The sequence below is a fragment of the Marinomonas sp. 63XJN7_9_ISO-PGPR-S23-217 genome (assembly GCF_056173515.1).
Window position 1 is genome coordinate 2,152,369 of record NZ_CM149678.1, and the last position, 13,262, is coordinate 2,165,630.

The 13,262-nt window shown below is 44.7% G+C and carries 14 protein-coding genes; 8 read left to right on the forward strand and 6 right to left on the reverse strand.

The features are described 5' to 3' along the window. Nucleotides 1-2 precede the first annotated feature (2 nt). From AC0VYI_RS10015 to AC0VYI_RS10035, 5 genes are all read right to left on the reverse strand, one after another. Nucleotides 3-164, reverse strand: a complete 162-nt coding sequence (locus AC0VYI_RS10015) for a hypothetical protein (protein WP_475443561.1) — start codon at nucleotides 162-164, stop codon at nucleotides 3-5. Between the two features lie 26 nt (nucleotides 165-190). Further along, a complete protein-coding gene (tnpB, locus tag AC0VYI_RS10020) occupies nucleotides 191-535 on the reverse strand; it encodes an IS66 family insertion sequence element accessory protein TnpB (RefSeq protein ID WP_475444461.1) in 345 nt (114 codons plus the stop codon). Then, nucleotides 535-819: an IS66 family insertion sequence element accessory protein TnpA gene (gene tnpA, locus AC0VYI_RS10025; RefSeq protein ID WP_475443565.1), complete on the reverse strand. Its 285-nt coding sequence runs from the start codon at nucleotides 817-819 to the stop codon at nucleotides 535-537. The genes tnpB and tnpA overlap by 1 nt, the downstream gene beginning before the upstream one ends. 91 nt (nucleotides 820-910) lie before the next feature. Then, a complete protein-coding gene (locus AC0VYI_RS10030) occupies nucleotides 911-1,093 on the reverse strand; it encodes a hypothetical protein (RefSeq protein WP_475449051.1) in 183 nt (60 codons plus the stop codon). Nucleotides 1,094-1,322: 229 nt separating this feature from the next. Further along, on the reverse strand, nucleotides 1,323-1,565 hold the full coding sequence (locus tag AC0VYI_RS10035) for a hypothetical protein (RefSeq protein WP_475449053.1): 243 nt from the start codon (nucleotides 1,563-1,565) through the stop codon (nucleotides 1,323-1,325). Nucleotides 1,566-1,776: 211 nt separating this feature from the next. Here AC0VYI_RS10035 and AC0VYI_RS10040 point away from each other — a divergent pair, with 211 nt between their 5' ends. Further along, nucleotides 1,777-2,670 (forward strand): LysR family transcriptional regulator, encoded by an 894-nt coding sequence (locus AC0VYI_RS10040; protein WP_475449054.1) that lies wholly within the window; start codon nucleotides 1,777-1,779, stop codon nucleotides 2,668-2,670. Nucleotides 2,671-3,178: 508 nt separating this feature from the next. Further along, entirely contained in the window at nucleotides 3,179-5,872 is a 2,694-nt protein-coding gene (locus AC0VYI_RS10045; protein WP_475449056.1) for a glycoside hydrolase family 2 TIM barrel-domain containing protein, read from the forward strand. Nucleotides 5,873-6,346: 474 nt separating this feature from the next. Here the strand turns inward: AC0VYI_RS10045 and AC0VYI_RS10050 are convergent, their stop codons facing one another. Then, nucleotides 6,347-7,249: a LysR family transcriptional regulator gene (locus AC0VYI_RS10050; RefSeq protein WP_475449058.1), complete on the reverse strand. Its 903-nt coding sequence runs from the start codon at nucleotides 7,247-7,249 to the stop codon at nucleotides 6,347-6,349. A 118-nt stretch (nucleotides 7,250-7,367) separates the two neighbouring features. Between AC0VYI_RS10050 and AC0VYI_RS10055 the strand changes: the two genes are divergently transcribed. The 6 genes from AC0VYI_RS10055 to AC0VYI_RS10080 all read left to right on the forward strand — a co-directional run bounded on the left by AC0VYI_RS10055 (nucleotide 7,368) and on the right by AC0VYI_RS10080 (nucleotide 13,237). Then, nucleotides 7,368-8,066, forward strand: coding sequence for a CoA transferase subunit A (locus tag AC0VYI_RS10055; RefSeq protein ID WP_475449060.1), 699 nt, complete (start codon nucleotides 7,368-7,370; stop codon nucleotides 8,064-8,066). An 11-nt stretch (nucleotides 8,067-8,077) separates the two neighbouring features. After that, on the forward strand, nucleotides 8,078-8,746 hold the full coding sequence (locus AC0VYI_RS10060) for a CoA transferase subunit B (RefSeq protein WP_199478229.1): 669 nt from the start codon (nucleotides 8,078-8,080) through the stop codon (nucleotides 8,744-8,746). 56 nt (nucleotides 8,747-8,802) lie between these two features. After that, on the forward strand, nucleotides 8,803-9,978 hold the full coding sequence (locus AC0VYI_RS10065) for an acetyl-CoA C-acetyltransferase (protein WP_475449062.1): 1,176 nt from the start codon (nucleotides 8,803-8,805) through the stop codon (nucleotides 9,976-9,978). A gap of 118 nt (nucleotides 9,979-10,096) precedes the next feature. Next, entirely contained in the window at nucleotides 10,097-11,470 is a 1,374-nt protein-coding gene (locus tag AC0VYI_RS10070; protein WP_475449064.1) for a short-chain fatty acid transporter, read from the forward strand. 111 nt (nucleotides 11,471-11,581) lie between these two features. Then, nucleotides 11,582-11,992 carry a GNAT family acetyltransferase gene (locus AC0VYI_RS10075; RefSeq protein WP_475449065.1) on the forward strand — a complete coding sequence of 137 codons (411 nt, stop codon included), beginning with the start codon at nucleotides 11,582-11,584 and terminating at the stop codon, nucleotides 11,990-11,992. A gap of 75 nt (nucleotides 11,993-12,067) precedes the next feature. Then, nucleotides 12,068-13,237 (forward strand): hypothetical protein, encoded by a 1,170-nt coding sequence (locus tag AC0VYI_RS10080; protein ID WP_475449067.1) that lies wholly within the window; start codon nucleotides 12,068-12,070, stop codon nucleotides 13,235-13,237. The last annotated feature ends 25 nt before the right edge of the window (nucleotides 13,238-13,262 follow it).

Sequence of the window (13,262 nt, forward strand, 5' to 3'; positions counted from 1 at the left end):
CCCTAGAATGAACGCTTACGCTTTAACAGGCGAACTTCCGCTTCATATTGGCGGATAGTGACAGACATGGCCTCGACTTCGGCACGTAACTTATCGACCTCATTCGTGTGAAGCAAGTCGATGTTTTTAAACGGTAAAATAGGTCGATAAGAGGCATCATTCATAGGGTTGGATTATACCATCCAACTTGTCATGATGCTCGCTTGTAGCGTTTAAATTGACGATATTTTTCGACTTTTATACCCGCCAACAGATGCTGTAATTCCAGTGTACTGAGGGCGTATTTATCGTTCGCTGATTCTTGGTAATGGAACTGACCTTGAGCCAAGCGTTTGCACCAAATGCAGTAACCCGAGGTGTCAAAATAGAGAATTTTCATCTGCGTTTTGCGTCGATTAATGAACACAAAATACCCGATGAGTGGGTTCTCTTTGAGGTGTTGTTTGATCAGCCCTAATAAGCCACGATAGGATTTACGCATATCAGTGGGTTGGGTATGCAACCAAATTTTAGCATTGGGATCGGGCAGGAACATCAGTCACGACTCAATCGAAGCTCAACACCATCGCCTAAACACAAGGTAATGTTCCAACGTCCAGTACCTGAGAGAGTGGGCACCTGACTGAGATCGATAAAGTCTGAGTGACTAGAATCTGGCGATGCTTTAGTTCCCGAAAAATGCTGACGCCATTTACTAAAACTGGCGTAACTCACCTGATGCTGTTCGCAGTATTGAGGGGCGGATAAGCCAGACTTGGTTTGATCATTAATGATTTGTTGCCATTCAGAGGAAGAGCGGCGGATATAAGGCTTGGTCATGGGTTGGACTCCGTTATCGGTGATGAGATGAAAACGGAGTCCAGTTTAGAGTGCGAAAAGATGGGATGAAATAACGGCGTAGAATGAACGCTTACGTTTGAACCCAGTTTAATAAATTCGAGTTCCCTGTTTTATCATAGCGACCACTTTTAATAAGGTTGTAGGCATTTTTTAGTTCAAAAGTATGTGTGCTTTTCCTTAAAAAATGCTCAATATCGCCATCGGCATGAACAGCAGGCGACAGAATAGCCAACACTATTAATGTTTTTTTCATCTTCAATCTCTCTTTTTGTTTTTATTTTGAGTTTATTGAATGCTTTTTTTAAGCATAAAGTCTTTTCGGCTTTTTAATATTGTTAAAGGCAACGCTATCAATGGGGTGTTGTTATGGAATCGCTCTCTCCTTATAGCGTATTTTAGTTATCGTCCAAGATGGCAGCGGCTCGAATAAAGCCTGCTGATACGTGTTTAATCTTGTAGGGGAAGAAAAATACCAAAAACTATTAACGGGTAAGCTTTCTAGGTGTTGGGTCAGCAACATCTGGCTTATCAGAAAACGCTTGAAGATGAGCACAAATTTCTTGAAATTCGCTCATTTTCGCTCCCTTCTCTAGGGCAAGATTAATCAATAAATCCCAAACATAATGGGTAGAAAAGAGACGAAACATAGATAACTCCTCATTATTTTTATTGTGAGCAAAGTAACGCTGAACAAGGTAACGGTTAACAAAAAGAAAAGTGATCATCGTATGACTTGTTCACGATTACGGTTCGTTTGCTATGATAAAAATCATCCTAGATCAAAAAAAAGCATTGTTTAAATGGATTGTGTTTCTATTATGTATTGATAGAATCGATTTGAAGGGTGTAATCTGTTTCTGATGAAGGTCTCTCGGTATATAACAAATCAAAAAACAAATAAAAAGAAGAATAACAATGCATTTTAGAAAGTTAGATTTGAATTTACTTGTAGCGCTTGATGTCTTGATTCGTCGACAAAGTGTTAGTTTAGCGGCAGAAGAGCTACACCTTAGACAGTCTGCGATGAGTAACTCCTTGTCACGACTACGAGATTATTTTCAAGATGATTTACTGACACAGGTAGGTCGCAAAATGGTGTTAACTCATCACGCGCAACAGCTAGAACAACCTGTGCGGGATATATTGGTCCTTATTGAAGCATCGCTGATGCTCGTGCCAGGCTTCGATCCGACTACTTCTGTGCGTGAATTTAAAATTTGTGTGTCCGACTACACGCTCTACACATTAGTGCCTTACGTGCTAGAAGTAGCGAGTGAGCAAAAAAGCAGTGTGAAGCTGAACTTCCTCCCACAGGTGGGCGATCCTAAAAAAGAGCTAGATCGAAGTGAGGCCGATTTACTTATCATACCGAGTATCTTCTGTTCGGACGATCACCCAAGTGAGCCCCTTCATGAGGATGAGTTTCGATGTGTCGTATGGAGCCAAAGTCACCTTGCACTCGGTGACATGACAATCGAAAAGTTTCTTTCTGCTGGACATATTTGTATGCAGCCACCCAACTCGAATCCTTCTTTTGAGACGTACTCCTTCGAAAAAGCAGGTATCCACCGCAATATACAAATCCGAGCCTTTAGTTTTTCATGTTTACCCAGTTTATTGATTGGCACAGATCGTATTGCCACTTTACAAAATACACTGGTTAAAAAAGCCATCTCACAAGGTCTAGCATTAACCTCCATGGCACCGCCTGTGGAGTTGCCCCGTCTTCAAGAGCACATGCAATGGCACAAATACCAAAATGCTGACCTTGGCATGATCTGGTTACGAGAAGTGTTCAAAGAAGCAGTTAAGCGGCTTTTAAGTGATTGACTATGGTTGATAAGTGATGCTGAGTTTGTCACAGGAAGAGGGGAGCAAATTAAACAAATACATGGCTTAGCGATAATAGATTTCTGACTTAGAGGGGATGGCGATACTCATGATTCGGTATCAGTAATACGTGGTATTAATTTATTCGATATGTATCTCTATTAAAAATACATTAGCATGGAAAGATGGATGGGGAGTATGGAACGAATAGGTGATTCTATGACATATTCCTCAATGTTGCTCCATTAATGTTGAGAGAAAAATAATGAAAAAATACCAATGCTTACTAAATTTTCCATCTTCTTTTATTTGTATTCAACAGAATCAAATATCAAACTACCTTCGTCAAAAGTCCTACCCTATAAAATAAAATTATGATAGTAGCTATCAATTTCTTCCTAGCGTTTTATTTAGAGGGAAATGATGATTTCTAAAATCCTATTAGAGGTAGTTAAGCTTTGTCAGGTTTATAAAGGATTTAACCCTAATTGTTGACTGAGATAATGATATGAAAATTATAAAAATAACGAATCGGATCGTCTTAGCTGTTGTAGTGTTAACCGTTTCAATACTGTCGATAAACGCTTCGGCTGCATCTCCTCGTGAAAAATTAATATTGGATACGGGCTGGAAATTTCTTTTTTCTAAAGGAGGCAACACAGATGCATTTTTACAAAAAGATTTTGATGATAGCTCATGGCAAACCGTCAGTGTTCCACACACATGGAACAATGTAGGGTATTATCTAAATGATACGACTCCTCACATCAATACCGTAAAAAATATCAACAAACAATATGGCATTGGCTGGTATCGGTTAAATTTTAAAGTTCCCCCTACGCATAAAAAACAACAAGCATGGTTAGAGTTTGATGCAGCAAGTCGAGTCGCCGACGTGTGGCTAAATGGTGTTTACCTTGGCGAGCATCGAGGAGGCTTTACTCGTTTTCGTTTCGATGCGACCCAAGCACTGCATTGGAATCAAAACAATGTGCTTGTCGTAAAAACCGATAATACAAAACCCACCGCAAATTCTTCGACTGCTGATACTCTGCCCATTGCAGGTGATTTTTTTGTTGATGGTGGACTTTACCGTCCAGTACGACTTGTTTTAACCGATCAAGTACATTTCGACATGATGGATTATGGTGGACCTGGTGTGTATGCCACCACCCATTTAAATAATCCAAAAAAAGCTCAGGTGACAGTAAGTAGCCGAGTAAAAAATGATGCAACAATATCTAAGAATATTCGTGTTTTCGCTCAGCTTGTCGATGCCAAAGGCAAAATAGTAGCAAAAGCTGAACAGGCTCTGACATTGGAGCCTCATGCATTAGCGACGCTGCAACAAAACCTTGTCGTGTCTAACCCTACTTTATGGCAAGGACAGGAAAACCCTTACTTATATACTCTGCGAACAGAAATTGTTGGATCAAATGATGTGGTCCTCGATTCGATGGACCAGCCATACGGCCTACGTAATATTGTGATATCGCCGGATAAAGGCTTTATTCTCAATGGTAAGCCACTGCGTTTACATGGGGTTGCATATCACCAAGATAGAGAGGGGCTTGGTTGGGCCGTGAGTCCAAAAGATGTCAAACAGGATGTGGATTTGATGATGGAAATGGGAGTTAATACAATTCGCCTTGCTCATTACCCTCACGGCCAGCCTGTACATGACTTAGCGGATAAATATGGCTTGATCCTCTGGGATGAAATTCCTTTAGTAACAAGTTGGACGTATGGTAAAGGCCATAAAGTAGTGAATGATAGATTATTGGCCAATGCAAAATTGCAGCTAAAAGAGATGATCAAACAAAATTTCAACCATCCATCTGTCGCCTTGTGGGGAGTAGCGAATGAGGTGGATTTTGGCGCGGTCGTTCCTGCGTTTCTAGGGGCTACCCGTGGCAACGCTCCTGATCCTATTCCTATTTTGAAGTCTTTGGTAGGCCTAGTAAAACAGTTGGATCCTAGCAGAGCTTCCACTCTTGCTAATTGCTGTGAAGCCACAGAAGCATTCAAAAACGTCGATATTCCAAAAACATCGCCAGTGGCTGATACCGTTGGGCTTAATCGCTATTATGGCTGGTATTATGGAGACGCTGATGATCTTGGGCCGCATCTAGATGCTATGCATGCGAAATATCCCAATTTACCCATATCGGTGAGTGAGTATGGCGCAGGTGGTGCCGTTTCCTTACACACAGACAACGAATTAGGCGGTCCGGTCGACTCTAGAGGCCACAACCAACCTGAAGAATACATGTCTTATGTGCATGAAGAGAATTGGCGTGCAATTAAGAGTAAACCTTATCTGTTTGCAAGCTGGGTCTGGAATGCATTTGATTTTGCGACCACGGTGCGAGCGGAAGGCGACTCGCATGATATCAACACCAAAGGGCTGATTACCTACGATAGAGCGATAAAAAAAGACGCGTATTACTTTTATCAAGCGAATTGGACGACCAAGCCGATGGTGCATATCACCTCAAGCCGTTATTCACAGCGTCACTATCAGGTTACCGACGTTAAAGTTTACTCTAATCTTGATCGCACTGAGCTGTGGTTGAATGGTAAGTCTTTGGGAGTCAAAGACGATTGCTCGTTAAAGATTTGCGTGTGGCCAAATGTGAGTCTTGCAGTAGGTGAAAACACTTTAATAGCTAAGGGTGTAGGTAAACAATCATCTGTTCAGGATAAGGTGAATTGGCATTTAAATGAAAGCCAGAGCAACCGTTACTTTATTGATGCTGGGGCATTAATTGCTGCATCATCCAAGCAGCATACTTTTGGTTCAGATAACTTTTTTCATGGTGGTAAAGCTGCATCGTTTGATAAGTTAGGTGGTTGGGGGCAACCACCAGTGAAACCAAATATTGCTCAGACAGCAGATCGTGATTTGGCTGCGACGTATCGTCGAGGGAAGTTTTATTATGAACTGCCATTAAGAAATGGCCGCTACAAAGTTGTCTTATTGACCGTTGCCCCCACAGAGGCCGTGTCGTCGCGTTTTGTTGTCGAAGCAAATGGCCACAAAATTGTTGAAGTGAACGCGTTAAAGACAACGTCTAGCGCTACCCCAACCGCTGAGTATCATACTGCAGAAGTGAAAGTGGTAGATGGTCGGTTAAACCTTCAATTTGTGCCTATTCAAGGTGATGCATTCGTATCCGCCATCGAGGTTACGCCAATCTAATCAGGATATAGATAAATAACATGCAAAAAAGCCGAGGCTTGCATTCACAACGTCTCGGCTTTTATTTTTCTATCCTCCGAACGTTGCACAATATAAGGCTTGGTTAGCAAGTTGAAGTAAATCAGGATGATTTTTAAAGCGATAACCCATGACGACACCAATACCGCAGCCAATGACAGTTACGAAACTGAGTACTACGAAATGACTGCCAATGGCATCACCGTGAGGTGAGACAACCGCATCAACAAGACGTCGTCCTGCTTTTCATATTGCAGCCTTTGGTTTTCTGAGTCGTGTCAGAGGGTTCTACCCGTTAAGACTAAGAGCTGCAATCCTTTCAGCGTTTTCTTCAATTCTATTTCGGACAGTAGTGCGCCTTCGCGGGAATGACGGATGAGTGTGGATATAGTGGGGTAGTGAGTTAAGGAAATTGGAAATGATGAGATACGCTACTTGGAATCATTAGGTGTTTGTTTATAGGGTGGCCATGTCCAGTGATCGATAAGAGTCGATCAGTACATCCAGCATAGCGGCGGCAGCAACGGAGAGGTGGGATCTGGGTTTGCAGACGACGCCAACTTGCCAGCGGATATCGGGGGTGGTGATAGGGCGACAGATGGCGCCTTGTTCGTTGGCTTGTTTACGACAAAGGGCGGGCACGACGGCGACGCCCATGCCTTCGCTGACCATGCGTCCCACGGTGGCGAGCTGGTGGGCATCGAAGGCGACATGGAGTTGAATGCCAGCATTAGCCAGGGCGCTTTCTATTAAGGCGCGTACGCTGGAAGGACGTTGTAGGGTAATAAAGTCGTAGGCGAGGAGTGCTTGCCAAGTGATGCTGTTTTGCGCTGTGAGTGGGTGGTCTTTTGGCAATATGGCAATAAAGCAATCTTCGTACAGAGGGTGGAAGGCGAGGTCATTTAGGGTGTCTGGTTCAAAGGAAATGCCGAGCTCCACTTGATTGTTGGCGACCATGTCGACCACCGCATCGGATAGTACATCATCAATGGTCACTTGGACGTTGGGAAAGCGTTGGTGATATTGACGAATGGCTTGGGGCAGTAAGGAGGCAGCGAAGGATGGCATGGCCGCAATGCTGATTTTACCTAGTTGCAAGGCAAAGCGTTGTTTCATTTCATCTTCGGCGTTTTCCCATTGTGTTAATAAGCGTTTGGCTATGGGCAACAGGGCTTCGCCTTCGGGCGTTAATGATACCGTTCTGGTAGAGCGAGTCAGTAGCTTTCCGCCGAGGCTTGCTTCTAAGCTTTTGATTGATAAGCTCAATGCCGGTTGCGATAAGTGTAGCTGGTTGGCAGCGTTGGCAAAGCTCATGCTTTGCGCGACACACAAAAAGGCCCGTAGTTGCTTTATATTCATTGCTGCCCTTATTTTGTAAAACTTATTAATAAATATAAAAATTAAAATTAATTTATTTGTCACGATCCGTCAAACTGAACTTATCTGTTTTAAACACCGATTCATAAGGAGAATAATAATGGCGGGGTTTGATAAGGTGGTTTCCAGTTATGAAGAAGCCATGCAGGGGTTAGAAGATGATATGACTATCCTTGCTGGCGGCTTTGGTCTATGCGGTATTCCAGAAAATCTGATTGCCGAAATTCAACGCAGAGGCACCACGGGGCTCACGATTGTTTCCAATAATTGTGGGGTCGATGGGTTTGGCCTTGGTCTTTTGTTAGAAAAGAAACAAGTCAAAAAAATGATCTCTTCCTACGTTGGCGAGAATACACTATTTGAAAAGCAGCTTCTTGATGGTGAGCTAGAGGTAGAACTCACGCCCCAAGGAACCCTCGCTGAAAAAATGCGGGCGGGCGGCGCGGGTATTCCGGCCTTCTACACCGCAACAGGGGTGGGCACACCCGTTGCAGAAGGCAAGGAGGTTCGTGTCTTTGCAGGGCGTGAATATCTATTAGAAGAAGCCATTACCGGCGAGTTTGCTATTGTTAAAGGCTGGAAAGCGGATCGTTATGGCAATGTTATTTATCGTCATACGGCGCAAAACTTCAATCCCCTTGCCGCCACAGCAGGGAAAATCACAGTGGTGGAAGTGGAAGAAATTGTTGACGTTGGTGAGTTAGAGCCTTCGCAAATTCATACGCCAGGTATTTACGTGGATCGGGTAGTTCTCGGTACCTTTGAGAAACGCATCGAAAAACGCACACTAAAAGAATAACGAGGTGTCAGATGGCTTTAACAAGAGAACAAATGGCGCAGCGAGTCGCTCAAGAGTTAAAAGATGGCTTTTATGTCAATTTGGGGATTGGTATTCCAACCTTGGTGGCAAATTATATCCCACAAGACATGGCGGTGATGCTGCAATCCGAAAATGGTTTATTGGGCATGGGAGAGTTTCCTACTGAAGAGACCATTGATGCGGATATGATCAATGCGGGCAAACAGACGGTTACGGCGATAAAGGGGGCATCGATTTTTTCTTCGGCTGAATCCTTCGCGATGATCCGTGGCGGGCATGTGGATTTAACCGTATTGGGGGCGTTTGAGGTGGATGTTCAGGGCAGTATTGCTTCTTGGATGATTCCAAACAAATTGGTGAAAGGCATGGGCGGAGCGATGGATTTGGTCGCTGGGGCGGACAATATCATTGTCACCATGACCCACGCTTCTAAAGATGGCGATTCCAAATTGCTGGAGTCTTGTCGCTTGCCTTTGACGGGCAAAGGCTGTATCAAAAAAGTGCTGACGGATTTGGCCTGGTTAGAAATAGAGAATGGTGCTTTTATTCTTAAAGAGCGTGCCCCTGGTGTGACCGTGGAAGAGATTCAGGCGAAAACACAGGGTAAATTAATCGTGCCGGATGATGTACCAGAGATGCAGTTCGCGCAGGCGTCGTAAAACGCTGTTTCGACAAACGAAAATACATAAAATAAGAGACCGTCAAAGGAGCCGATATGAAAGCTGTTATTGTTGCTGCGGGTAGAACGCCCATAGGGTCATTTAATGGAGCGTTATCTTCATTGAGTGCGGTTCAATTGGGAACGCAATTGTTATCAGGCTTGTTAGCCAAACAGCCTGAGTTAAAAGAGCAGATAGACGAAGTCATTTTAGGTCAAGTATTAACGGCGGGTTGTGGGCAAAACCCAGCTCGTCAAACGGCGATTCATGCGGGCCTAGCCCATACGGTGTCAGCCATGACAATCAATAAAGTCTGTGGCTCTGGCTTAAAAGCGGTGCAACTAGCGGCACAATCCGTATTGAACGGAGATGCCAAGATGGTGGTGGCAGGCGGGCAGGAAAGTATGAGCCAAGCGGCCCATGTGTTGCCGAACAGCCGCAGTGGTAAGAAGTTGGGCAACTGGGAGTTGGTGGACTCCATGGTAAAAGATGGTCTGTGGGATGCGTTCAATGACTATCATATGGGGCAAACCGCTGAGAATATTGCTTCCCGTTGGGATATTAGTCGCCATGAACAGGATGCGTTTGCTGTTCAATCTCAGCAAAAAGCCGCTAAAGCCAGAGAAGCAGGGCGCTTTGTTGATGAAATTTTTCCGATCTCCATTCCGCAACGAAAAGGGGAGCCGATTATTGTTTCAGAAGACGAACAAATCCGTGCGGATACCAGTGAAGCCTCATTAGCTAAGTTGCGTCCCGCTTTTAATAAAGAAGGCACCGTTACGGCGGGTAATGCCTCATCATTGAATGACGGCGCTGCCATGGTTGTGGTGACGACCGACGACGAAGCGAAGCGTTTAGGCTTAACGGTATTAGCCACCATTGAAGCTTGCAGCAGTGCGGGGGTTGATCCCAGCATTATGGGGACAGGCCCGATCTCGGCGACGAAAAAAGTCTTAGGGAAGGCGAATTGGTCGGTGGCTGATTTGGACCTTATCGAAGCAAATGAGGCTTTTGCCGTGCAAGCATTGTGTGTCAATAAAGAACTGGGCGTGGACACCAGTAAAGTCAATGTTAATGGAGGAGCGGTGGCACTGGGGCATCCTATTGGCGCATCGGGCTGTCGCATTTTGGTGACTTTGTTGAATGAAATGCACAAGCAAGATGCCCATAAAGGCTTGGCAACTTTATGCATTGGTGGTGGTATGGGTGTCGCCATGTTGGTGTCTCGTTAGTCTGTCACCCTCTAGTCAGTCACAATATTAAAAGCCTTATCCATTGGTATCAATAAAACGGTCGTCTATAGGCGATCGTTTCGTATCTCCTATAACAAATACAAAAACAGGAAGACTTATGAACACTCTCGCACAAGAGAAAACGCTCTTACAAAAAATTAGCCAATTCTTTGTAGTATTACTGCAACGTTATCTGCCAGACCCGTTTATTTTCGCCATTGTATTGACCTTAGCGGTTTTTGTGATGGTAATGCCCAGCACGGGACAATCGCCAATGCATGTAGTAAACGCGTGGGCGGGGGGATTTTGGAAGTTGCTTTCCTTTTCCATGCAAATGGCGATGGTCGTTGTTACGGGTCATGCTATGGCGAGTGCGCCGGCTTTCAAGCGACGACTGGCGAGTTTGGCTAGTATTGCCAAAACACCAGGTCAAGCGATTGTATTGGTGACTGCTATTAGTGCGTTGGCTTGTTGGATTAACTGGGGATTTGGGCTCGTTGTTGGCGCTATTTTTGCCCGCGAAATTGCCACACGAGTGAAGGGCGTGGATTATCGTTTGTTAATCGCCTCGGCTTACAGTGGCTTTTTATTCTGGCACGGTGGGTTATCTGGGTCGATTCCGCTTGCCATCGCGGGGGGTAAGAATATTGCAGTGGTGACCAATGGGGCGGTAACGGCACCGATTCCAACCTCAGAGACCATTTTCTCAGCAATGAACCTCACCATTCTTGCTGTGATGTTTGTCACCATTCCGTTGCTGAATCGCCTTATGCATCCAGCTCCTCAAGATACCATTACGATTGATACGACTTTACTAGATGAGCCAGAAGAAGCTAAGCCGGCCCGCGCGAATATGACGCCAGCTGAGCGTTTAGAGAATAGCCGTTTACTGTCTTGGTTATTGGGCATCATGGGCTTTGCTTACATTATTTATTATTTTGTGACCAAAGGGTTTGCTTTGAATTTGAATATCGTGAACTTTACCTTTTTGTTCACGGCGATTTTGCTCCATGGTACCCCTAAGAGCTTGTTGAATTCGGTCTCCCAAGGGGCGCGGAATTGTGCGGGCATTCTGCTGCAGTTCCCTTTCTACGCGGGGATCATGGGAATGATGACGGCGGTCGGTCCAACCGGTCAGTCGTTCGCTGGGGTTATTTCGCAGCTGTTTGTGTCCATTTCTAATGAGACGACGTTTCCATTGTTTACCTTTTTAAGTGCTGGTGTGGTGAATTTCTTTGTGCCCTCTGGCGGTGGTCAGTGGGCGGTACAAGCACCTATCATGATGCCAGCGGGCGCGGCGCTGGGTGTGGATGCGGCAAAAACGGCCATGGCCATTGCCTGGGGCGATGCTTGGACGAATATGATCCAACCTTTTTGGGCCTTGCCTGCCTTGGCCATTGCAGGGCTTGGGGCAAAAGACGTGATGGGCTATTGCATTATGGCACTACTAGGTTCTGGGGTGATTATTTCAGCCGGCTTTCTTCTGTTTTAGGATGACTGTCTAGTAGGATAAACGATTAGCACATTTACAACGAACAATACGGTCTATCAGGCCGTATTGTTGTTTTAACCCAGTATTAAATGCAATGTAAGGAAGCAAAATATGGCGATTGAAACCTATCACCCCAATGATCAGCAGGACTTGATTGAGTTATGGCAGCAGGTGTTTCCCAATAACGGTGCTCATAATGAACCCGCTTTAATGTTGGCGGCGAAGCGCGAGGTGGATGACTTGATTTTTGTTGCCAAGGAGGATGGGGAATTGGTAGGAGCCTGCATGGCAGGATATGACGGCCACCGTGGATGGCTATATGCTGTGTCTGTAAGGCCTGACCATCAAGGCGAAGGCATTGGTAGAGCTTTGGTGGCTCATGCACTAGAAGCCTTGCGAGAAATAGGTTGCATTAAGGTCAATTTACAGGTGCGAGAGGACAACAAACAAGTTGTGCAGTTTTATGAAGCCCTTGGTTTTTCTGTGGAGCCCCGAGTCAGTATGGGGTTGTTACTGGATTAGTTCAGCCTGTCCTTACTACTCGTTTATTCCCATCAGATGCGGTAATCTGGCCTATATCATAGCGAGGGGAAATGAGTGATCAAGCCAAAACGCACTATAAACGGTTACTACATCGCGATTATTGTGGCGATTGTCTTTTCTTGGTGGGGCTTGTTGGACAGCAAAGCGTCGGAATACATTTCGTCGTCACTGGTACAGGCGTTGAGTGCTTTTGGTCTCGCTAAATTATTCAATGCCACGGTGTCTGTGCTGCAAAGTGTGCAGATCAGTGTGTTTGTCAGCTCGGTGACCATTGGCGAGTTATTAGATCCCTTTAACGACATGATCGAAGATTTTTCCGGTGTGATGAAAATCGCGGTCACGTCACTGATTTTTCAAAGCATTCTGCTTAAAATTATTTCCACTGTCTATTTCAAAGGGTTTTTAACCCTATCGGCCTTACTGTTTGGCTATTTATACTGGATCAAAAGTCGCTTTACGGAATTCGCTTATAAAATATTTGTGAGCGCGTTGGGGGCCAAATTTCTATTGGTGTTGGTGGTGTTATTGTCCGCGCTGGTAGACGTGTCTTTTTTGAGTCATGAGAAGACTCAAACCATGGACAAAATCCAAGTACATTCCGCCGATATGGACGAGGTCACAACAGGGCTGGGTGTCGCTGCGGATTTAAAACAGTCCCTTGATAAAGACAAACAAACACTCGAAGAAAAACGCAACGCACAGCAGCAAGTGCTGGCTGATGAGAGTGTCCATTTAAGACAATTGATTCTGCAAAATGAGGCGTTAAATCAACAAATTACCGAGCGCAAAAAAGCGTTATCTACGTTAGATATTTTGTTTAATAACGATAAGGCATTGTCTGACCTAGAAGACAAACAAAGCGCCCTTAACAATGAGCGTTTGCAAACAGAGCAGAGCATGAAAACGACACAAAGTCAGATTCGTGCCATACAAGAGTCCATCCAAAAGCTGAGTTCAGATAACTCAAATGATGGCTTGTTGAGCAATCTAAAACAAAATGTTGTTGGTTTGAGCCATTTTAAAGACAAAATCAGCCACTATGTAGAAACACTCAACGGCCTAGTGAACGACTTTCTCACCTTATTAGCCTTGTTTGCTTTCAACACCGTATTCATTCCCATTTTGTTTCTGTATTTAGGCACAAAAGGCTTCAAACTGATTTGGCAGATTAAACCGTCTGGATTGGTCGAGCGAGCTAAAGCAGGAGTGAGGGAGAACCTCTAAATCTTAATGACTTATCGTTTATTGC